At 61.7% G+C, this 22,537-nt stretch carries 15 protein-coding genes and 1 pseudogene; 9 read left to right on the top strand and 7 right to left on the bottom strand.

Features of this window, described 5'->3' with window-relative positions:
- Positions 1-100 precede the first annotated feature (100 nt).
- Positions 101-1,393 carry an MFS transporter gene (locus tag QRN48_RS23175; protein ID WP_037009249.1) on the top strand — a complete coding sequence of 431 codons (1,293 nt, stop codon included), beginning with the start codon at positions 101-103 and terminating at the stop codon, positions 1,391-1,393.
- A gap of 128 nt (positions 1,394-1,521) precedes the next feature.
- Here the strand turns inward: QRN48_RS23175 and QRN48_RS23170 are convergent, their stop codons facing one another.
- A complete protein-coding gene (locus QRN48_RS23170) occupies positions 1,522-2,985 on the bottom strand; it encodes a glyceraldehyde-3-phosphate dehydrogenase (protein WP_037009247.1) in 1,464 nt (487 codons plus the stop codon).
- Positions 2,986-3,154: 169 nt separating this feature from the next.
- On the opposite strand from QRN48_RS23170, the gene mfd reads away from it, so the two are divergent.
- From mfd to QRN48_RS23155, 3 genes are read left to right on the top strand one after another with little or no spacing between them, the layout of a single operon-like run.
- On the top strand, positions 3,155-6,619 hold the full coding sequence (gene mfd / locus QRN48_RS23165; protein WP_285353547.1) for a transcription-repair coupling factor: 3,465 nt from the start codon (positions 3,155-3,157) through the stop codon (positions 6,617-6,619).
- A gap of 9 nt (positions 6,620-6,628) precedes the next feature.
- The gene (locus QRN48_RS23160) at positions 6,629-7,165 is read left to right on the top strand and encodes a CsiV family protein (RefSeq protein WP_285353545.1); all 537 of its coding nucleotides are present in this window, start codon (positions 6,629-6,631) and stop codon (positions 7,163-7,165) included.
- Positions 7,166-7,178: 13 nt separating this feature from the next.
- On the top strand, positions 7,179-9,884 hold the full coding sequence (locus tag QRN48_RS23155) for a DEAD/DEAH box helicase (RefSeq protein ID WP_037009240.1): 2,706 nt from the start codon (positions 7,179-7,181) through the stop codon (positions 9,882-9,884).
- 610 nt (positions 9,885-10,494) lie between these two features.
- Here QRN48_RS23155 and QRN48_RS23150 read toward each other — a convergent pair.
- Positions 10,495-12,156: a VRR-NUC domain-containing protein gene (locus QRN48_RS23150; protein ID WP_191945166.1), complete on the bottom strand. Its 1,662-nt coding sequence runs from the start codon at positions 12,154-12,156 to the stop codon at positions 10,495-10,497.
- Positions 12,157-12,307: 151 nt separating this feature from the next.
- On the opposite strand from QRN48_RS23150, the gene QRN48_RS23145 reads away from it, so the two are divergent.
- Positions 12,308-12,826, top strand: coding sequence for a nucleoside 2-deoxyribosyltransferase (locus QRN48_RS23145; RefSeq protein WP_285353542.1), 519 nt, complete (start codon positions 12,308-12,310; stop codon positions 12,824-12,826).
- Between the two features lie 161 nt (positions 12,827-12,987).
- Here QRN48_RS23145 and QRN48_RS23140 read toward each other — a convergent pair whose 3' ends face one another.
- Together QRN48_RS23140 and QRN48_RS23135 are read right to left on the bottom strand one after the other, a co-directional pair.
- Positions 12,988-13,200 carry a hypothetical protein gene (locus tag QRN48_RS23140; RefSeq protein WP_191945164.1) on the bottom strand — a complete coding sequence of 71 codons (213 nt, stop codon included), beginning with the start codon at positions 13,198-13,200 and terminating at the stop codon, positions 12,988-12,990.
- A gap of 77 nt (positions 13,201-13,277) precedes the next feature.
- Entirely contained in the window at positions 13,278-14,180 is a 903-nt protein-coding gene (locus tag QRN48_RS23135) for a LysR family transcriptional regulator (RefSeq protein WP_191945163.1), read from the bottom strand.
- A 132-nt stretch (positions 14,181-14,312) separates the two neighbouring features.
- On the opposite strand from QRN48_RS23135, the gene QRN48_RS23130 reads away from it, so the two are divergent.
- Positions 14,313-15,410, top strand: a complete 1,098-nt coding sequence (locus tag QRN48_RS23130; protein ID WP_285353539.1) for an AbrB family transcriptional regulator — start codon at positions 14,313-14,315, stop codon at positions 15,408-15,410.
- A 96-nt stretch (positions 15,411-15,506) separates the two neighbouring features.
- Positions 15,507-16,289: an exodeoxyribonuclease III gene (locus QRN48_RS23125; RefSeq protein ID WP_191945161.1), complete on the top strand. Its 783-nt coding sequence runs from the start codon at positions 15,507-15,509 to the stop codon at positions 16,287-16,289.
- Between the two features lie 588 nt (positions 16,290-16,877).
- Here QRN48_RS23125 and QRN48_RS23120 read toward each other — a convergent pair.
- From QRN48_RS23120 to QRN48_RS25480, 3 genes and pseudogenes are all read right to left on the bottom strand, one after another.
- A complete protein-coding gene (locus QRN48_RS23120) occupies positions 16,878-18,122 on the bottom strand; it encodes a D-mannose isomerase (protein ID WP_285353537.1) in 1,245 nt (414 codons plus the stop codon).
- Positions 18,123-18,468: 346 nt separating this feature from the next.
- The gene (locus QRN48_RS25485; RefSeq protein WP_420806882.1) at positions 18,469-19,332 is read right to left on the bottom strand and encodes a methyl-accepting chemotaxis protein; all 864 of its coding nucleotides are present in this window, start codon (positions 19,330-19,332) and stop codon (positions 18,469-18,471) included.
- Positions 19,327-20,094: pseudogene (locus QRN48_RS25480) on the bottom strand (MCP four helix bundle domain-containing protein); the annotation flags it as partial. The gene QRN48_RS25485 and the pseudogene QRN48_RS25480, both read right to left, overlap by 6 nt.
- Positions 20,095-20,327: 233 nt before the next feature.
- Here QRN48_RS25480 and QRN48_RS23110 point away from each other — a divergent pair.
- A complete protein-coding gene (locus QRN48_RS23110; protein WP_037009224.1) occupies positions 20,328-20,816 on the top strand; it encodes a GFA family protein in 489 nt (162 codons plus the stop codon).
- Positions 20,817-20,966: 150 nt separating this feature from the next.
- The gene (locus tag QRN48_RS23105; protein WP_285353534.1) at positions 20,967-22,514 is read left to right on the top strand and encodes an FAD-dependent oxidoreductase; all 1,548 of its coding nucleotides are present in this window, start codon (positions 20,967-20,969) and stop codon (positions 22,512-22,514) included.
- Positions 22,515-22,537 lie beyond the last annotated feature (23 nt).

The following is a 22,537-nucleotide window of genomic DNA, read 5'->3' as shown; positions in this document are numbered from 1 at the left end:
TACAAATCTGTAGCGTGCGAGACCAGGCTCGGGCGCTGCGGCAGAGGACGCATAAATACAACGGATCCCCCAGCTAGACAGCTTAAGTGAGTAATTCCAGATGGCCTCAACCACGGGCAAAGGCAAAGCGATCTTTCGCGTTGTCAGCGGCAACTTCCTTGAAATGTTTGACTTCATGGTCTACGGCTTCTATGCCACGGCCATCGCCAAGACCTTCTTCCCCGCCGACAGCGAATTCGCCTCATTGATGCTGTCGCTGGCGACCTTCGGCGCCGGCTTCCTCATGCGCCCTCTGGGTGCCATTTTTCTCGGCGCGTACATCGACCATCACGGTCGCAAGAAAGGCCTGGTCATCACTCTGGCAATGATGGCCATGGGTACGGTGCTGATTGCCTGCGTGCCGGGTTATGCGACCCTGGGCGTTGCCGCACCGATCCTCGTGCTGGTGGGCCGGCTGCTGCAAGGCTTCTCGGCCGGGGTCGAACTGGGTGGCGTTTCGGTGTACCTGGCAGAGATCTCCACGCCCGGTCGCAAGGGTTTTTTCGTGAGCTGGCAGTCGGCAAGCCAACAGGCAGCGGTGGTGTTTGCCGGCCTGCTTGGCGTCGCCCTGAACCACTGGCTGAGCCCGGAAGACATGGGCCAATGGGGCTGGCGCGTGCCGTTCCTGATTGGCTGCCTGATCGTTCCGGCGATTTTCGTGATCCGTCGTTCGCTGGAAGAAACTCCCGAGTTCGAAGCCCGCGCCCAGCATCACCGCCCAAGCCTGGGCGAGGTGGTCAAGTCGATCGGGCAGAACTTCGGCCTGGTGGTTGCTGGCATGGCGCTGGTGGTCATGACCACTGTGTCGTTTTACCTGATCACGGCTTACACCCCGACCTTCGGCAAGAATGAGCTGCACTTGTCTGATCTCGACAGCTTGCTGGTAACGGTCTGCGTCGGCATTTCGAACTTCATCTGGCTGCCCGTGATGGGCGCGCTGTCGGACCGGATCGGGCGCAAGCCGCTGCTGCTGGCGGCGACCATCCTGGCGATTATCACGGCATACCCTGCCCTGTCCTGGCTGACCGCCAACCCAAGCTTTGCCAATCTGTTGATGGTCGAGCTGTGGTTGTCTTTCCTGTATGGCTCCTACAACGGCGCCATGGTGGTTTCGCTGACCGAAATCATGCCGGTTGAAGTGCGCACAACTGGCTTCTCCCTGGCCTACAGCCTGGCGACGGCGACGTTCGGTGGCTTCACCCCGGCAGCCTGTACCTATCTCATTCACGTGCTGGACAACAAAGCGGCTCCAGGCATCTGGCTGAGCGGCGCGGCCGTACTGGGTCTGGTTGCCACATTGGTGCTGTTCCGCAAGGGCCAGACGCGGATTCAGGGTGTGACGGCAGTCGGCTGATCGCCGAGAGCTTTAAGCTCTAAGCTGCAAGCTGCAAGTAAAACAAAAACGCCCCGAACTTGTCGGGGCGTTTTTATTTGTTGCTTGCAGCTTGCGGCTGACCGCTTGCAGCTTGCAGCTGCTTCAACCTACTTCGGGAAGGCTGGCGGGTTGACGCCGGTCATTTCTTCCATGACGCGGACCACCTGGCAGCTGTAGCCGAATTCGTTGTCGTACCAGACGTACAGCACAACGCGGTTGTCCATTGCGATGGTTGCTTCCGCATCCACCACGCCAGCGTAGCGCGAGCCGACGAAGTCGGTGGAAACCACTTCCAGCGAATTGACGAAGTCGATCTGCTTGTGCAGATCCGAATACAGCGCGGTGTGGCGCAGGTATTCGTTCATCTCTTCACGGGTGGTGGCCGTTCCCAGGTTCAGGTTCAGGATAGCCATCGACACGTTGGGCGTCGGCACACGGATCGCGTTGCCGGTCAGTTTGCCAGCCAGCTCAGGCAATGCCTTGGCCGCTGCCGTTGCCGCGCCGGTTTCGGTGATGACCATGTTCAGCGCAGCGCTGCGGCCACGGCGATCGCCTTTGTGGAAGTTGTCGATCAGGTTCTGGTCGTTGGTGTACGAATGAACCGTTTCGACGTGCCCGTTGACGATGCCAAACTTGTCGTTGACCGCCTTGAGCACAGGCACGATGGCGTTGGTGGTGCACGACGCCGCAGAGATGATCTTGTCGTCAGCAGTGATCTGCTGATGGTTGATGCCATGAACGATGTTCTTCAGCTTGCCCTTGCCCGGCGCGGTCAGGACCACGCGGTCGATGCCCGGGCACTGCAGATGCTGGCCCAGGCCGTCGGCATCACGCCACACACCGGTGTTGTCGACCAGAAGCGCGTCCTTGATGCCGTACTGGGTGTAATCCACCTCGGCCGGGTTCTTGGCGTAGATCACCTGAATCAGATTGCCGTTGGCGCAAATGGTGTTGTTGGCTTCATCGATGGTGATGGTGCCGTCGAAAGGCCCGTGTACCGAATCGCGACGCAGCAGACTGGCGCGCTTGACCAGATCGTTCTCTGCCCCTTTGCGGACCACGATGGCACGCAGACGCAGGCCATCGCCGCCACCGGTTTTCTCGATCAGGATGCGCGCCAGCAGACGGCCGATGCGACCGAAGCCGTACAGCACGACGTCGGTGCCCTTGCGTTCGCCGGAGTGCTGCTGACCGACGATGTCGGCCATTTCTTCGCGGACGAACTGCTCGGCGGAGCGGCCATTGCCCTCGGCCTTGAATTTGACGGCCAGCTTGCCCAGGTCAACCGAGGCGGCGCCCAGTTTGAGCTCGCTCATGGCTTTGACGAGGGGGAACGTCTCGTGGACGGACAACTCGGTAGCGTCAGCCTGACGGTGACGGGCAAAGCGGTGGGCTTTGAGAATCGCGATGACGGAACGGTTAATCAGGCTGCGGCCATAGATCGAACTCACCACATTATTGTTGCGGTAGAGCTGACCGATAAGCGGGATCATCGCCTCGGCAAGGGCTTCACGATCAATCCATTCACCAAGACACTGGTCGGGCTTCTGAGTCACGGGAACCTTCCACATGTAGGGGCTGAAAAAAGGGACTACATTATGCACAGGCCTTTGTTTATGAGCAATCCAGAGTTTTCCGACTGTGGAGCACTACATAATTGCGAGCGCACAAAACTGACAGCGTCTCTGCGGATTAGTTACACTCCCCGGCTTTGCCGCAACGCCTGGAGCTTTAACTTCCGTGCCCGTTCTGCGCCTCCCGAATCTGCCTGCCGCTGCAGGCAAACAACACTGGGGTAATCTGCCCGGTGCCGCCCTCAGTCTCGCCATTGCCGAGGCTGCCAGCGCCGCGAAACGCTTCACCCTGTTGCTCACCGCAGACAGCCAGAGCGCCGAGCGACTGGAGCAGGAGCTGAAGTTCTTTGCGCCCGATCTACCGGTCCTGCACTTCCCCGATTGGGAAACCCTGCCTTACGACCTGTTCTCGCCGCATCAGGACATCATCTCCCAGCGCATCGCCAGCCTTTACCGGCTACCGGAGCTGGTGCACGGCGTGCTGGTGGTGCCGATCACCACCGCACTGCACCGGCTGGCACCCACGAGCTTCCTGCTGGGCAGCAGCCTGGTTTTGGACGTGGGCCAGAAGCTTGACGTCGAAGCCATGCGCACCCGCCTTGAAGCCAGCGGCTATCGCTATGTCGACACGGTGTACGAGCACGGCGAATTCACCGTTCGTGGCGCGCTGATCGATCTGTTTCCGATGGGCAGCAAACTGCCTTACCGCATCGACCTGTTCGATGACGAAATCGAAACACTGCGCACCTTCGAACCTGAGACCCAGCGTTCCATCGACAAGGTCGATTCGGTGCGCCTGCTGCCGGCGAAAGAGTTCCCCCTGCAGAAGGAGGCCGTCACCCGCTTCAAGGCGCGGTTCCGCGAGCGCTTCGACGTTGATTTCCGCCGCAGCCCGATCTTTCAGGACTTGAACAGCGGCATTACGCCGGCTGGTATCGAGTACTACATCCCGTTGTTCTTCGAAGAAACCTCCACCCTGTTCGACTACCTGCCGCAGGACACCCAGGTGTTTTCCCTGCCGGGCATCGAAGCGGCGGCTGAAACGTTCTGGAAGGATGTGCGCAACCGGTACGAAGAACGCCGGGTCGATCCCGAACGCCCGTTGCTGCCACCGGCCGAGCTGTTCCTGCCGGTCGATGACTGTTTCGCGCGGCTGAAGAGCTGGCCGCGCGTGGTGGTCAGTCAGGACGACGTCGACAGCGGCGTCGGCCGCGAACGTTTCCAGGCGCAGCCGCTGCCTGACCTGGCCATCGAAGCCAAGGCCAGTCAGCCGCTGGCCGCGTTATCGGGCTTCCTCAGCGAGTTTCCCGGCCGGGTGCTGTTCACCGCCGAATCCGCCGGGCGCCGGGAAGTGCTGCTGGAATTGCTCGAACGCCTGAAGCTGCGCCCCAAAACCCTGGACAGTTGGCAGGAGTTCGTCGACAGCAAGGAGCGTCTGGCGATCACCATCGCACCGCTGGACGAAGGTCTGGTGCTGGACGAGCCCGCTCTGGCGCTGGTTGCCGAGAGCCCGCTGTTCGGTCAGCGGGTCATGCAGCGTCGCCGCCGTGACAAGCGCGCCGACAGCCATGCCAGCGATGCGGTCATCAAGAACCTTGCCGAGCTGCGCGAAGGCGCGCCGGTGGTGCACATTGACCACGGGGTCGGCCGTTATCTCGGGCTGGCCACGCTTGAAGTCGAAAACCAGGTCGCCGAGTTCCTCATGCTGGCCTACGCCGAGGACGCCAAGCTCTATGTGCCGGTGACCAACCTGCACCTGATCGCCCGCTACACCGGCAGCGATGACGAGCTGGCTCCCTTGCATCGCCTGGGTTCCGAGGCCTGGCAGAAAGCCAAGCGCAAGGCCGCCGAACAGGTGCGCGACGTTGCCGCCGAGCTGCTCGACATCTACGCCCGCCGCGCCGCCCGCGAAGGCTACGCGTTCGCCGATCCGAAGCTGGATTATGAAACCTTCAGCGCCGGCTTCCCTTTTGAAGAAACCCCCGATCAACAGACCACCATTGAGGCCGTGCGCGCCGACATGCTTGCGCCCAAGCCCATGGACCGCCTGGTCTGCGGCGATGTCGGCTTTGGCAAGACCGAAGTGGCCATGCGCGCGGCATTCATTGCGGTACACGGTGGTCGGCAAGTGGCGATCCTGGTGCCGACCACCCTCCTCGCCCAGCAGCACTACAACAGTTTCCGCGACCGCTTCGCCGACTGGCCGGTGACGGTCGAGGTGATGAGCCGCTTCAAATCGGCGAAGGAAATCAACGCCGCCGTGGCTGATCTGGCCGAGGGCAAAATCGACATCGTCATCGGTACGCACAAGTTGCTGCAGGACGACGTCAAGATCAAAAACCTGGGGCTGGTGATCATCGACGAAGAGCACCGCTTCGGGGTGCGTCAGAAGGAGCAGCTCAAGGCCCTGCGCAGCGAGGTCGACATCCTGACGCTGACCGCCACGCCGATCCCGCGCACTCTGAACATGGCCGTGGCAGGTATGCGCGACCTGTCGATCATCGCCACGCCACCCGCGCGTCGTCTGTCGGTGCGCACCTTCGTCATGGAGCAGAACAAGCCGACCGTCAAAGAGGCGTTGCTGCGTGAGCTGCTGCGCGGCGGTCAGGTCTACTACCTGCACAATGACGTGAAGACCATCGAGAAATGCGCGGCCGATCTGGCCGAACTGGTGCCCGAAGCACGTATCGGCATTGGCCACGGGCAGATGCATGAACGTGACCTCGAACAGGTCATGAGCGACTTCTACCACAAGCGCTTCAACGTGCTGATTGCCTCGACCATCATCGAAACCGGCATCGACGTGCCAAGCGCCAACACCATCATCATCGAGCGCGCCGACAAGTTCGGTCTGGCCCAGCTGCACCAGTTGCGCGGCCGGGTCGGACGCAGTCACCACCAGGCCTACGCCTACCTGCTGACGCCGCCGCGCAAACAGATCACCCCGGATGCCGAGAAGCGCCTGGAGGCGATTGCCAACACTCAAGACCTGGGCGCCGGCTTTGTGCTTGCCACCAATGACCTGGAAATCCGTGGCGCCGGCGAGCTGTTGGGCGAAGGCCAGAGCGGGCAGATTCAGGCGGTGGGTTTCACGCTGTACATGGAAATGCTCGAGCGTGCGGTCAAGTCGATCCGCAAGGGTGAGCAGCCGAACCTCGACCAGCCCCTGGGCGGCGGCCCCGAGGTGAATCTGCGCGTACCGGGGCTGATCCCGGAAGACTATCTGCCCGATGTGCATGCGCGGCTGATCCTGTACAAGCGCATCGCCAACGCCGCTGACGAAGACGGCCTCAAGGACCTTCAGGTGGAAATGATCGACCGTTTCGGCCTGTTGCCGGAACCGACCAAGAACCTGGTGCGCCTGACGTCCCTCAAGCTGAAAGCCGAGCAGCTAGGCATCAAGAAAGTCGACGCTGGCCCTCAAGGGGGCCGCATCGAGTTTGCAGCCGATACACCCGTGGACCCGTTGACGTTGATCAAACTGATCCAGGGCCAGCCCAAGCGTTACAAGTTCGAGGGCGCCACGCTGTTCAAATTCATGGTGCCGATGGAGCGTCCCGAGGAACGCTTCACGACGCTGGAGGCGCTGTTCGAACGCCTGACCCCGCAGTCTTCCAAAAAACCGGTTTAAGGATTCACCATGCGTCTGTTCCGCTCGCTCGCCCTGTTGCTGGTGCTGTTTGCCCCGTTGGCCTTCGCCGATGGCGCCTATCAGGTGGAGTTGATCCTGTTCCGCCAGAATGGCGAGCCGGCGGCTACCAATCAGCCCGCACCCGAAGACTGGGCAGCCGGGGCGCAGCGGTTGGGTGCGGACAACCAGACGCCCACGGCGCTGGACAGTCTGGTGAACAAGCTGGGGGCCAGCGACGGTTATACGGTCCTTCTGCACAAGGCATGGCAGCAAGACCTCAGCGCGACGCCGAGCAAAGTGGCGATCAGTGACGGTCAGGAGCAATTTGGCCACTTTCCCATCGAAGGCACGGTCAGCCTGGGCCTGGCGCGCTTTACCGACATCGACGCCAACTTCTGGGTCAACCAGCTGGACAGCCACGGGGTGCTGGTGACCAGCGAGCGCATGCGCCAGGCCACTCGTGTCAGAAACGGAGAACTGACCTACATGGACAACGGAAGCCTGGCCATGCTGATCAAGGTTTCTCCCGTTCAGCCTCCTCGTTGACGCGGGGCTAGACGTGGCATCTCTTCTCGAAAAAGCCCTGGCCTTGCCATGGGAACCGCTGTTCAAGGCGCAGAGCGTCGAGCGCGGCCTCGAATACACGCGGCAGAAACGCGTCATGCTCGAACACCTGAGCGGCGACGTCGTGCGTACGGTGTGCCGGGGGTCGAATCTGGAAATCTACACCCAGACGCTGCTGTTCAAAGACCCCGAGCGCACGCGTAACTTTATCGTCGGCAAATGCACCTGCCCGGTGAGGAACAACTGCAAGCATTGCGCGGCCGCGCTGTTTTTCCTGCAGGACCCGGAGAACAACGCCGGGATTCTTTCGGCCGTTGACAATCAGTCGGCGGCGCGCAGACCCACGGTCGAGGCAAAACCCAAACTGCCCGAGCGCCTGGAGAAGAACATCAAGCCCGAGCCGCGGCTGATCCTCGCCAGCTTCGAGTACAGCGCCTACGAGCCGCGCAATGGCAAGATGCAGCGGCACATTCAACACCGCGCTGCCCTGGCATTCCGCTATCGCGAATCCTACGTCAGCGGCGTACCGGCACCGGGCCGTGGCGGGGACATTCTCTGGCACCTGCCGGACGAAACGCTGCGCATGCGTCGCCATCCGGAGCGTGAAGGCGAGTATCGCAAGCAGCTTCAGGAGCTGGGGTTCCGCATCGCAACGCGGCAGAGCAAGGCATTGCCCGACAGCGCTGGCGAGATGTTCGAGCTGCCCACTGATCGTGCCTGGCTGAGTTTCATCCTCGACGACTTGCCGCGGCTGCGCGCCGAGGGCTGGCAGATCGAGATGAGCGAAGATTTCGGTTTTGATGTCACGCCGGTGGACGACTGGTACGCCACTGTCACCGACGAGCCCGAGCGCGACTGGTTCGATCTGGAGCTGGGCATCATCGTCAACGGCGAGCGGCTGAGCCTGCTGCCGATCCTGATTAACCTGCTGCGCACCCATCCTGAACTGATGACCGCCAGCGGCATCGCCAAGCGCCGCGACGACGAGCAACTGCTGGTGCAGCTCAACCATTTCACCCAGCGCGGCGGCGTGCCGATTCAGGTCGCCCTGCCCTACGGTCGGCTGAAGCCGGTGCTGGCGACGCTTGGTGACTTTTATTGGCGTGAAGACGGCAACAACGCGATCCGCCTGAACACCGCTGACGCTGCAAGGCTGATGCAGCTCGATGACCTGCCGCTGATCTGGCAAGGCGGTGATCGGCTGCGCCAGTTCTCCGAACGGCTGGTGAACATCAAGGATGCCCGAGGTGAGGCGCCCCAGGGCCTTAACGCGACGTTGCGACCCTATCAGCTTGAAGGCCTGAGCTGGATGCAGGCGCTGCGCGAACTGGAGGTCGGCGGCGTGCTCGCCGATGACATGGGGCTGGGCAAGACACTGCAGACCCTGGCGCATCTGCTGGTGGAAAAGCAGGCCGGACGCCTTGATCGCCCTGCGCTGGTGGTAATGCCCACCAGCCTGATTCCCAATTGGATGGACGAAGCGAAGCATTTTACCCCGCAGCTCAAGGTACTGGCCCTGTTCGGGACCCAGCGCCATCAGGATTTCAAACACCTGCAGGATTACGACCTGATTCTGACCACCTATGCCCTGCTGCCGCGGGACGTGGAAGTCCTCAGCCAGCAGTTGCTGCATGTGTTGGTGCTCGACGAAGCGCAATACATCAAGAACCCCAACAGCAAAGCGGCGCAGGCGGCGCGTCAGCTGAACGCCCGTCAGCGCCTCTGCCTGAGCGGCACGCCGCTGGAAAACCACTTGGGCGAGCTGTGGTCGTTGTTCCATTTCCTGATGCCCGGCTGGCTGGGCGATGCCAAGCAGTTCAACAGCAACTACCGCAACCCGATCGAGAAGTTTGGCAATGAACAGCGCCTGGAGCACCTCAACGCGCGGATCAAGCCGTTTCTGCTGCGTCGGACCAAGGAACAGGTGGCGACCGAGTTGCCGCCCAAGACCGAGATCGTCCACTGGGTCGAGCTCAACGATGCCCAGCGCGACGTGTACGAAACCATGCGTCTGGCGATGGACAAGAAGGTCCGCGACGAAATTACCCTCAAGGGCGTGGGGCGTAGCCAGATCATCATCCTCGAGGCGTTGCTCAAGCTGCGTCAGGTCTGCTGTGACTTGCGGTTGGTGAAGAGCGCACCGCTCGGCCCGCGCCAGTCGAGCTCGGGCAAGCTCGACAGCCTGATGGAGATGCTGGAAGAGCTGTTTGCCGAAAACCGCAAGATCCTGCTGTTTTCGCAGTTCACTTCGATGCTGGAGTTAATCGAAGCGGAACTCAAACAGCGCGGGATTGCTTACTCCCTGCTGACCGGCAAGACCAAGGACCGGCGTGTCCCGGTGCAGGATTTCCAGAACGGCAAGCACTCGATCTTCCTGATCAGTCTGAAAGCGGGTGGTACCGGCCTGAACCTGACGGCGGCCGACACGGTGATTCACTACGACCCTTGGTGGAACCCTGCGGCAGAGAATCAGGCCACCGACCGTGCGTACCGAATCGGTCAGGACAAGCCGGTTTTCGTCTACAAGATGATCGCCCGTGGCACGGTGGAGGAGAAAATCCAGCACCTGCAGCAGGAAAAGTCTGCGTTGGCAGCCGGTGTGCTCGATGGCCGCACGGCCGGCGACTGGAAGCTGCAGGACGATGACATCGCCGCGCTGTTCGCGCCGTTGCCCGCGGCGCCGAAGAAGGCGAAGCGGTAAGGCGAAGCTGGCTGCGACGCGAATCTACAGGAGCCGGCTTGCAGGCGAACCGCGATGACACCGCAACGCTGAGGGTGACTGGCATGACGCGTTCGCCAGCAAGCCGGCTCCTACGAATGGAGGTGTGTCAGCTACCGTGAGGGTGAATGGCATGACGCGTTCGCCAGCGAGCCGGCTCCTACAGATGGAGGTGTGTTAGCTACGGCGAGGTTGAACGGCTTGACGCGTTCGCCAAGCCGGCGAACGCGGTGGGTCAGGTTGGGCGATATCGCGGGCTGGTATTTTTCGCGGGCAAGCGCGCTCCTACAACAGATCCAGGCCGCCCAAGGAATCTGCGGCATATAGAAACCTGCGGCCTACACGAATCTGTAGGAGCCGGCTTGCTGGCGAACCGCGATAGCACCGCAACGGCGGGGGTGACTGGCTTGACGCGTTCGCCAGCGAGCCGGCTCCTACAGATGAAGGTGTGTCAGCTGCGGCGAGGGTGACTGTCCGCCGGGTTCGCCAGCAAGCCGGCTCCTACGAATGGAGGTGTGTCAGCTACGGCGAGGGTGAATGGAATGACGTATTCGCCAGCAAGCCGGCGATCATCCGGCGGGTGTATCCGGCTTCAACCGGCGGCGCGGGCTTCGTCTTCCGCCCATTTCACGTAGCACACCACCACAGGCATTTCGTGCTCGGCGCAGAAATCGATCCAGCGCAGCTGGTTGTCCTGCAGCCGATCGCCCGGGCCTTTGACTTCGATCATCCGATAGCGGCGTTGCTCGGGGTAGAACTGGATGAGGTCGGGCATGCCGGTGCGGTTGGCCTTGATGTCTTGCAACAGACGTCGGAACCAACGTTTGAGGTGCTGCGCCGGCAAGCAGTGCAGCGCCTGATCCAGCAGTTCCGGGGTCAAGGTGCCCCAAAAAACAAAGGGCGATTGCAGGCCAAACTTCCTCGCATAGGTATCACGGATCGCTGCTTCGTAACCTTGATCGTCGAGCTTCGCCAGGCATTGATCGAACAAGGCCGCGCGCCGCTGGTAGAAATCCGGACTGTAAAGATCACTCGGCGCGCTGTGGAAGGGATGAAAAAACGCTCCCGGCAGCGGTGCAAAGATGGCCGGCCAACAGAGCAGCCCGAACAATGAATTGACCAGCGCGTTCTCGACGTAATGCACCTCGCTGCCCTCTTCCGAAAGGTGCTGCTGGATCAGCCGTTCAACGCTGTGATCCGGGAGTGGCAACACGCTCAAGTCGAGCCGGCTGACGGTGCGTTTGGCTCTTTTTTGCACGCTGCCCTCGCCCAACTTGCGTTTCAGGCGAGGTTCGATCCGCAACAGATGCTGGGTTTCCTCATCGTTTTCGGGGGCCGACCGCGCGTTGAGCAACAACGTTATCGCTTCGCTGAACTGCTCGCTGCGCTCCAATACGCGAATACGGCGCACTCGGGCGCCGGGGTAGCTGGACTGGGCATAGACACTGAGCGCCAGGGGCCAGTCCTGCTCGCGCTCGGCCTGATGTCCGATCTTGAACAACAGCTTGGCACGCCGCATGGCCAGCCAGGGATTGTCGGTCTGAACCGCCAGGGCCTGTTCGGCCAGCTCCGCCAGCGGCAGCCCCGCATCCAGCGCCTGACGGCAAGTGTGCAGGTGCACGCAGATGTCGATGTCAGCGCGCTGGGTGATGCCGCGGGACTCGACTGAAAACTCTACTTTTTCGTAGCGATAAATGCCCAGGTCCGCCAGGACAAACTCCGACCACTCCTGATAGAGATTGCCGAAATACAGCAAGCGAAGCCGATCACACAGCGGCATCACCTGAAGCGCAAAGACCACTTCCTCGAACCCGGCAAACCATTCTTCCAGTCGTTGAGGCGACTCATACAGGGGCAGCAGGCGCTGCAACAGGTCGGACTTTTTCTCGGCGCTTTTGACGCCATGGGCCTTGAAGCACTGGCCCAGTTCGTCTTTGCGCAACAAAGCGAACAACGCGTGCAGATCAAGCGGCGGCTGACCGTCGACCCAACCGGACGCCAGCAACGGAGCGGCAGCGAGCCGGACATCGCCAATCTCGGCGTAATCGAGTTTGCTGGCCCGAAACAGCGTGCCCTTGCGCATGACCATTCGCACCAACAGGGCCTGAGCCGGCTGCGGCAGCCGCGCAAAGTCGTTGATAAACCCACGCTCGTCATCATCAAGCAGGTCGTCGTAGCGCTGGGCGATCCAGTTCAGCACCTGGCGGAAGTTTTCCAGGTAGTAAAAGGGATTGTCGAGGGGAGAAATACTCACAGCAAGGTCACGTAGAGGCGGCCGAGAAAGAGACACAGGATACTGGTTATCCGTACAGATTCCAGCCCTGCCCGCCGCAGGAGGCCGGCAGCCCGATCAACGGCGGCGCTGAGCAGTTAGACTTCGCCTACCCATTTTTGAGGAGGCAGCCATGCCAGTGCCCGAACAACCCCTGGTTTACCTCGCCGGTTTCGACGTGTTTCGCGCTGATGCCGTCGAACACGGTCGCTACCTGAAAAGCCTGTGTGAGCAGCACGGCCTGCAGGGTCTTTATCCCTTCGACAACGAGGTGCCGTCCGGGCTGAGGCCTGATGAAACGGCTGCGATCATCTGCAGCGCCAACATGGCGATGATCAGAAGATGCGATGCGTTACTGGCTAATCTGAACGTATTCCGGGGTGCCGAGCCGGATTCAGGCACGGTTTTCGAGGTGGGCATGGCCGTGGCGTTGGGCAAGCCGGTCTGGGTTTACTTTGAGGGCAGCGGGTCGCTGCGCGAGCAGATCGCCCATGACGCAGAGGGGTTCGATGCGCAGGGGTTCCAGGTGGAGGATTTCGGTCTGCCGCGCAACTTGATGCTGGCCTGCACCTGGACCGGCAGCAGCGCGACGCCAGAACAAGCGATTGCAGCGCTGGCTGCGTTTATGGCTGACGAGCGCAACATCCTGTAGAAGCGCGCTTGCCCGCGAAGACGGTGTGTCAGTTACGCATGTTTAGCTGACACGAAGCTTTCGCGGGCAAGCGCGGTTCCACAGTTGTCTGCGGCAACCGCTGGCTGCATAGCGCGTAGTCCTGCGCATTCAAAATGCAATAACAGTGGGCGCGAGCCTGACTAGCTCAGGTTGGCCGACCCGATGTCCAGCTTGTCGGCGTCGGCGAAGCCGTCCAGGTCGAGCTCGGTCAGATCAAGCTCGCCCTCGGGGTCGCGGTCCTCGTCTGAGTCGGCGTCATTGAGCGGCGATTGATCACCGCCGTGATGCAAGTCATCGTCACTCGCAGCATAAGGTCCAACGGGTGTTCCAAGCTGGCTGTGTGGTTTCGGCATCTTGCTGCTCCGTGGGTAAAGGGTCTCTGCGCAGGCTAACCCAGCTGACCGCAGAAAAGCACGGCTCGGGGCATTGTTCAGGACCAATTGAGGAACGAGCCGCCGTCATCGCGCAGCATCTGCACCATGGCGTGGGCGGCGGGCGACAGGTAGCCCTCGCGGCGCAACATCACGCAGATCGTCCTTGCCATGGTGGTCTGCTCCAGCATTACCTCACGCAGGTCCTGCATGTTTTTGCCGAACTCGAGGGTTTCCCTGGCAATAAAACTCAGCAGGCTGGTCTGAGCGATGAGACGCGGCAGCAGCGAGATGGAATTGGCTTCAATCTGCACCTCCGGCAACGGCAAATCATGACGGGCAAAGGCGTCGTCGACCCAGATGCGTGAGGACACCCCGGCCGGCGGCAACACCCAGCGGTAGCGGCACAGATCTTTCATCTCAAACGGTGCCTTGAAGATGGGATGGTTTCGGCTGGCAATCACCACCGCCTCGTCCGTGAGAATCGGGTAAAACGTGAACTCCTCCTCGGCGCTGCGCTGGGCGCAAATGATCATGTCCAGATGCCCGGAGCGCAGTTGCTCGCGCAGCATGTCGTCCTGGCCGATGACCAGCTTCAGTGTGACCTGCGGCGAGCGCTTGAGCAGCGTATTGGTCAACTCCGGCAACAGGTATTCGGCCATGGTCGCCGCACAGCCCAGACGGATATCGCCTACCGCGCCACTGGCAAAATCGCGCACCTCACGCTGGGTCTGGGCGATGCTTTGCTGCAGCACCTTGCCCCGGGCCTGCAACAACTCGCCGACCGGCGTCAGTTTGATTCTGCGGCCATCGCGCTGAAACAGCTTGGTCCCGAAGGACTCCTCCAGTCGCTGAATGCTCTTGGTCAACGCCGGCTGGCTGCGATTGAGTCTTTCCGCTGCGCGCCCCAGATGACCAAGCTCGGCGATGGTTTCGAAGTAGGTGAGGTCACGCAGGTCCATATATCAACCAAAGTTATCGATTCATGATTATTAGAAAATAGACTTGATCGATTCACCTGTCGATACTTCGGCTCATTGGAACTGCACCCGGCACGGAAGCACCGCTCAGGACTGTCCTTTCAGGAAAAGCCAATGCTCTGGAGATCCGCGTTGCCCCGCCCCGCCTCGTTCGCCCTCGCCCAACAACCAGCGCTCATTCAATGGTTGCTGCTCATTCTGATGGCCGGGAGCGCCGGCCAGCTGTTCAAGTACTTCAACGTCCCCGCCGCGCTGTTTCTCGGCCCGATGCTGGTGGCGATCGGCTTCGGCGTGGCCGGGGCCAGCATTCGCTTGAACAAGCATGTGTTTCGTCTTGGGCAGGGCACGGTGGGCGTGCTGGTTGCCCACTCCATGACACTGGGCGTTCTGCTCACCGCGATGGAGTCCTGGCACGTCATGGTGTTTGCCACGGTGCTCACCGTTGCGTTAAGCGCGGTGGTGGGGATCGCCATGGCCCGCTGGGGCGGCATCCAAAGCAGCACCGCTGCGTGGGGCACTTCGCCGGGCGCGGCGTCTGCCATGGTCGCGATGTCCGAGGACTATGGCGCGGACTCCCGGGTGGTGGCGACCATGCAGTACGTACGAGTGGTGTGCGTGGTGATGGTCGGTGCGCTGGTCAGCCGGTTGATCGGCGCCGACGCCGGCGGCTCGGAGGCCCACAGCACCGAGGCGCTGCTGCACGGCATGAACCTGCTGAACCTCGGTTTGAGCCTGCTGGTGATCGCGGTCGGCGTAACACTTGGCAGTCGCTTGCCTGCCGGCGCCTTGCTCGTACCTTTGCTGCTCGGCGGCGCGCTGCAATTGAGCGGCCTGCTGCAGATCACCCTGCCCACCTGGTTGCTGGCCATTGCCTACGGCGCGATTGGCAGCTACATCGGCTTGCGCTTTGATCGCATCACCATCAACTACGTCTGGCGACGGCTGCCCGCGATGATTGCCGGTGCGCTGGTGCTGATTCTGTTGTGCGCACTGTCGGCCTGGGTCATCGCCGAGATGATGGGCAAGGATTTCCTCTCGGTGTATCTGGCCACCAGTCCGGGCGGGCTGGACGCGATGGCGATCATCGCCATCGATACTCACTCGGACGTGGGCTTTGTGCTGGCCATGCAGACATTGCGGTTGTTCGGGGTGATTGTCAGCGGCGCGTATATCGCCCGGCAGGTTATCCGGGTCTCGCAGCGATTTCCCTGAGCGTGCCATCAGGCCTTGTGACGGGTCTGGCGTCCGGATTGAATCTTCGGCACACCTGCGCCCTCCAACGCTTCACACGCATTGGAGGAGAACGCGATGGCCACGCTGAAAATCGCCACGTTCAATATCAACGGCATTCGCGCGCGTTTGCCGATTCTGCTGCAGTGGCTGGAAACCGAAAAACCCGACATTGTTTGCCTGCAGGAGCTGAAAGCGGCCGACTCGGCCTTCCCCGCGGATGACATTCGCAACGCCGGCTATGGGGTGATCTGGCAGGGGGAACCGTCCTGGAACGGCGTAGCCATTCTTTCCCGTGACAGTGACCCACTGGAGATCCGCCGGGGTTTGCCCGGGAATGAAAAAGACAGCCACAGCCGTTATCTGGAAGCAGCGGTTCAGGGCGTGATCGTCGGCTGCCTCTACCTGCCCAATGGCAACCCTCAGCCGGGGCCGAAGTTCGACTACAAACTGGATTGGTTCGAGCACTTGATCAAGCACGCCGATTCCTTGCTTAACAGCGAGCATCCCGTGGTGCTGGCCGGTGACTATAATGTCATTCCCACCGACGAGGACATCTACAACACCCGCTCATGGCTCAAGGATGCGCTGCTGCAACCGGAAAGCCGGGAATGCTTTCAGCGGCTTCTCGACCAAGGCTGGACCGACGCCTTGCGCGCGAAATTCCCGGACGAGCGGATCTACACGTTCTGGGACTATTTCCGCAATCACTGGAAGACCAACTCAGGCTTGCGCATCGACCATCTGCTGCTGAGCAAGGGCCTGAAGCCCAAGCTCAAAAACGCCGGCGTGGACCGCTGGGTCCGTGACCTGCCCCACGCCAGCGACCATGCGCCGACGTGGATCGAGCTGAAGGTTTAATGGGGGCGTGCGGACTGAGCAACAACCCATGATCTGTGGGAGCCAGCTTGTCGGCGAATTGCGGCGGGTCAGGCGCGATCAATGCCACGGGCACCATGCATTCGCGAGCAAGCTCACTCCTACAGCGACCGCGCCCGTTCAAGCGCATCGCCGTCGCCTGAAGAGCCGGTTCGCCAGCAAGCCGGCTCCTTTAGCTTCGGTGCGCGTGAGCAACAGCGTTTTTGTGACCAACGCGCAACACCAGGCCGCCGCAAAAACCTGTAGGAGCGCGCTTGCCCGCGAAAGATCATGACCCTCGACACAACACCAACCTGACCCACCGCTGTTCGCGGGCAAGCGCGCTCCTACAGCGGAATTTCGGCAATCCGGACCCTTCGCGGCGGGCACGGCCTTGTAGGAGCCGGCTTGCTGGCGAACGCGACCGGGCAGAAGCATCGCCTTTTTCTGGCAGAGCCGGTTCGCCAGCAAGCCGGCTCCTACAGTGGTTTTCGACCATGCGGATCAGGTGTGCGGATGCCGTTCCGCGAATGGGGGTTTAACCAACCCCGACATCTTGCGGCAGGCAAAGGCCTTGCAGGGCCAATGCCTTTACGACCTGTTCGCCAACGCCGTCGCCAGGCTCTGTTCCAATGGCAAGACCGGCAACAGGGTCGCCTGGTAGGCGTGGTAGAGGTCCGGTTTGCCGGGCCAGATGTCGGCGCTGGGTTGGTTCTGCGGGTTCAATTCATGGCGCCAGCTGCCGTTCTCACGATCAATGAACAGCGTTTCGTTGAATTCCCAGAACGTGCGATACCAGTCCTCGTAACCTTGCTCATGAGTGCGTTGCAGCAGCGCGGCGGCGGCTGCGGCGGCTTCGGCGTGGGTCCAGTGCAGGCGGTGACGGACCACCGGACGATTCTCCCAGTCGAGGGTGTAAACGATGCCCGGTGCGCCGTCGACGTCCCAGCCAAAGCGGCAGGCGTTTTCGAATAATCCGCGGGCGTCATCCAGCAGCCAGGCCGGCGCATCAAGGCCGGCTTTGCGTCGCGCGGCCTCCAGGTGCAACACCAGTCGCGCCCACTCGAAGGCATGACCGGGCGTGGTGCCATAGGGCCGGAAACCATCGTCGGGCTTGTCGACGTTGTAGTCCCGGACGGGTTGCCATTGCAGGGTGAAGTGCTCGATTACCTGATGCTGGTTGCCGGCGGCATGCTGGTGGATGACCCGCTCGACGATGCTCAGCGCCCGGTCCAGCCAGCGGGCATCGCCAGTGACATCGGCCAGGGCGAGAAAGGCTTCGGTGCTGTGCATGTTGCTGTTGGCACCGCGGTAGTGTTCTTCGTGGCTCCAGTCACGGTCGAACGACTCGCGCATGGCGCCTTCTTCCTCGCTCCAGAAGCGCGTCGTAATCACGTGAATGGCCTGCTCCAGCAGCGCCTGAGCGCCCGGGCGGCGTGCGACCACCGCCGAGCTGGCCGCCAGCGCGACAAAGGCGTGCAGGTAAGCAGCCTTGCCTTTGTCGGCGCTGTGCTCCAGGGGCTTGTCGAACCAGCCGCCATGCTCGGCATCACGCAATGGCCCGCTCAGCGCCACGATGCCGTGATCGACCAGCGCGGCGCAACCGGGAATGCCGTTGATATGCGCCATGGCGAAACTGTGGGTCATGCGTGCGGTGTTCATGGTCTCAGCCACGGCATCTGCGGCAAGGCGACCATGGTCGTCCAGATTGCCGAAACCCTGCGGCAGCCTGGCAGCCTTGGCAAACATCAACAGCCGATCGCCCTCCTGCGCAAGCCAGGCCTTGTGGCCCGGGGAGCGCAGCCAGCCGCTGAAATCGCGATTCACATCATCCATTGCCCTTCACCTGTGTCGTCGGCAGGTTCGGCCCGCCAGGAATTATTAGTCGTGGCGAATGATGCAAGCCGAGGGCCGTCACAGGCAAGTGAATGAGGTGAAAGGGTGTAGTCTGGAGGGCCGGCTTTAGCGGGGAAGACGTCATGCGTCACACTGCAACACCGAGGGTGCTCAAACCGGCCTCTTCCCGGCTAAAGCCGGTCCCACTCGCGCAGCATTACGGCGTGGGACCGGCTCTGGCCAGCCACTCGCGCAGCATTACGGCGTGGGACCGGCTCTGGCCAGCCACTCACACAGCGTTGCGTGTGGGACCGGCTTTAGCCGGGAAGCTGTGTTGAAACCAGGGTCAGACGCGGAAACGGGTGACGACCTGATTCAGTTCTGCCGCCAGCCGTGACAGCTCGTTGCTTGACGCACTGATCTGGTTTGCGCCGGACGACGACTGCATCGACAGGTCACGGATGTTGACGATGTTGCGGTCCACTTCGCGGGCGACCTGGGCCTGCTGTTCAGCGGCGCTGGCGATGACCAGGTTGCGTTCGGATATCTCGTTGATCGACGAGGTGATGCGGTGCAGCGATTCGCCGGCGCCTTGGGCCAACTCGAGGGTTTCAGTCGCGCGTGACCGGCTGACCAACATCGATTCCAGCGCTTCGCTGGAGCCGGTGCGCATGGTCGACACCATCTTGTCGATTTCCAGCGTCGATTGCTGAGTGCGGTGGGCCAATGCGCGCACCTCATCTGCCACCACGGCAAAACCGCGCCCGGACTCACCCGCGCGCGCCGCTTCGATCGCGGCGTTGAGCGCCAGCAGATTGGTCTGCTCGGCAATCGAGCGAATCACGTCGAGCACTTTGCCGATGTCCTTGGACTGATCGGCCAGGTTCTGCACCAGTGCGGAAGTGTGCTGCACGTTGCCGGACAGCGTCTGGATCGAGTTGACCGTGTCGATGACGCGGCTCTGGCCGTCGCGGGCCGCAGTGTTTGATTCGCTCGACGCCTGGGAGGTCGAAACGGCGTTGCGCGCCACTTCCTCGACCGCCGAGGTCATCTCGTTGACCGCCGTGGCCGCCTGTTCGATTTCGGCATTTTGCTGGTGCAGGCCGCGATGGCTGTCTTCGGTGACCGAATTCAGCTCGGTGGCCGCCGACGCCAGCTGGCTCGCCGAGTTGCCGATCAGGCTCAAGGTCGAACGCAGGTTGTTTTGCATCTGTTGCAACGCGCTCAACAGCCGTGTGACTTCATCTTTGCCCTCAACGCGAATGTCGTGGGTCAGGTCGCCCTTGGCCACGTATTCGGCAGCGTCCACCGCTTCCTGCAGCGGCCGGATGATGCTGCGGGTCAGCCACAGCGCCAGCACGACGGTCGCCAGGGCGGCGATCAGCACGAACACCAGCACCACGTTGCGCGACTGGCCATATTGCGCTTCAGCGGCCTTGCCTTCGAGCTCGACCTGGTGCGAGTAGAAGTCGCCGAGGTCGCCCAGTTGCGAGCCGGAATTGTCGACAGCGGTCTTCATGTCCACCAGCAGCAGCTTGTTCAGCGCCTTGAGGTCGCCGCTTTCGGCGAGCACGAAAGATTGGGTCAAACCGCGCTGGTAATCAGCCAGGGTGGAGCGGAATTTGTCGTACAGCGCCTTCTCTTCCGGGGTGTCGATGAAGGTGTCGAGGCTGGTGAGCTTCTCATTGAGGATCTTCGAACGCGCGTCCATCTGTCCTTTATAGACGCTCACGTTTTTCGGGTCGGTGTCCAGGGCCATGCGCAACGAGATCGTTCGGATGCGCAGCATGGCTTCGCGAATGTCGTTGACCAGCCGCATGCTCGGCATCCAGTTGCTCTCGACCGCGACCTCACTTTGGCGAATCGTCGACATCTGGCTCAGCGCAAACCAGCCGAGCAATGCGACCAACAGGGAAATCAGGGTAAACCCAAGGCCGGCGCGGCGGGCGATGGTCAGATTGCGTAGGTTCATAGCTGTTGGCTCATTGTTATGGTGGCTGTATCGGTCGGCGCCGTGCGGGTCGGAATGTGTCGGCAGCGCTCAGGCAAAGTCGTCGTATGACTACCGCATATCGACGCCGCTGCGCGCTTCTTGAGTGTCTGACGATGAAGAATCCGAACAGCTGTTCGAGAAAACTTCGAACGCCACCAGCTTGAGCGGTCTAGAACCCTGAGCCCGTTCGATTATTTTTGAGGAGGTTACTCATGCATCTGGAAGGTTCCTGCCATTGCGGCGCCGTTGAGTTCAGCCTGAGCAGCGCGCATCCCTATCCCTATCAGCGCTGCTACTGCTCCATCTGCCGCAAGACCCAGGGTGGCGGCGGCTACGCGATAAACCTTGGCGGCGACGCCAAGAGCCTTAACGTAAAAGGCAAAGACAGCATCGCCATCTATCACGCCAAAATGCGCGACGCAGACCACCATCAGACCCACACCAGCAGCGCCGAGCGGCATTTCTGCAAGCAGTGCGGCAGCGGACTGTGGCTGTTCAGCCCGGAGTGGCCCGAATTGATCCATCCGTTTGCGTCGGCCATCGACACCCCCTTGCCAACCCCACCGGAGCACACGCATCTGCTGCTGAACTCCAAAGCTTCGTGGGTGGAGGTGGCCGCGGGGCCTAATGACCAGCAGTTTGAAGAATTCCCCGAAGAGTCTATTGCAGACTGGCACGAGCGGCTCGGTCTGACGCGGTGAGGCTAGACCCGGCTCACTGACGGCCATGAGCGCGGGTTTTGCAGCGCCGAGACGGCACAGGCGCTGCAACGCCCGTCCCGTGCGCCTGTAATTCCCTGAACCTCTCGCGCTACGGCCCACTCCCAATAAAAAGACCAAGAGGAAGTGCACATGCCACTGCATCGAGTCGCCCACCTGTCCGATCTCCAACGAGACCGCGGTCTGCAGGTGGAGTTTGGCGAAACCCAGGCGCTGCTGGTTCTGCACGGCGATGAAGTCCGCGCCTTCCAGGCGTTTTGCCCCCATGCCGGTGCGCCCCTGGCCGATGGTGCGATTTGCAACGGCCATCTGATCTGCCCCTGGCACAAGGCGGAATTCGCGGTCGATGACGGCCACCTGTGCGAGCCGCCCGCGCTGGACGCGTTAATTCGATATCCCACTCAAGTCATCGACGGTCAGATCCATGTTGATGACCAACGCATGGTTGCGCCTGAGCCCACGCAAACGAAAGATGCCAGGCGCTTTGTGATCATCGGTGCCGGGGCGGCCGGCACCGCTGCGGCGTGTGCGTTGCGGGAAAAAGGTTTCACCGGTGAGCTGTTGCTGATCGACAGAGAAGCAGCGCCGGGATACGACCGCACCGCGTTGAGCAAATTTGTGCTCTCGTCGGACATGGCACCGGATGAGGTGCCGGCCCTTCGCGAGGAGGATTTTTACCAGCGCCAGCGGATCGAGCGGATCCATGGCGAAGTCATGAAGCTGGACGCACTCAATAAGCGCCTGACCCTGGCCGACGGCCGCCGCTTTGACTACGACGCGGCGCTGGTCACCACCGGCGGCGAACCGCGTGCGTTGTCTCTTCAGGGTGCGGATCTGCCTCAGGTGCTGACGCTGCGCTGTCGTGATGACGCCAGCCGGATACTTGCGACGATCAAGCCCGGCGATCATGCGCTGATCGTTGGCGACAGCTTTATAGGACTCGAAGCCGCATCGGCGCTGCGCACCCAGAGCGTGCAAGTGACCGTTCTTGCCCGCCATGAGGTGCCTTTCGCGAGCCAGCTGGGTGAGCGCATCGGCAAGGCGCTGCGCACGCTCCATGAGCAAAACGGCGTGCTGTTCCGCACCCATCTCGATGTCAGCCGATTTGAAGGGGACCAACAGGCTGGCAGCAACGTGCTGCGCACGGCGGTGTTGAGCAACGGAGAACAGTTACCGGTGGACCTGGCGTTGATCGGCGTGGGCGTGAACCCGGTGACGCACTTCATTGACGGCATCGAGCGACAGGACGACGGTTCACTGGCCGTTGATGGCGGCATGCGCGCCGGCAAAGACCTCTGGGCCGCGGGTGACATCGCCACCTTCCCGCTCAACGAGCGACCCTCGCGCATCGAACACTGGCGTCTGGCCCAGCAGCAGGCGCGGATCGCTGCAGGCAACATGCTGGGCGAGAAACAGCACTACCACGACGTGCCGTATTTCTGGACCTACCACTTTGAAAAACGCATCGACTATTTGGGCCATGCCGAGGAATGGGACGAGATCCATTACCTCGGTGAACCTGAGCGCTTCGATTTTCTGGCGCTGGTGTGCAAGCAGGGCCTGGTCGCGGCCGTCATCAGCTGCGAACGGGAACGACCCACCGCGATGCTGGCCGAACGCTTGAAGCAACCCTTGTTCAAAGACGAAGCACTGATGCTGATCGAGCGGTTCGGGGCTTAAACCGCCGCTGCATCACACTGGCT

This window comes from Pseudomonas sp. ME-P-057 (genome assembly GCF_030208975.1).
GTDB classification, from domain to species: Bacteria; Pseudomonadota; Gammaproteobacteria; order Pseudomonadales; family Pseudomonadaceae; genus Aquipseudomonas; species Aquipseudomonas lutea.
The sequence above is the reverse complement of the archived record's forward strand: the minus strand, read 5'-3'. Positions and strand labels throughout refer to the sequence as shown.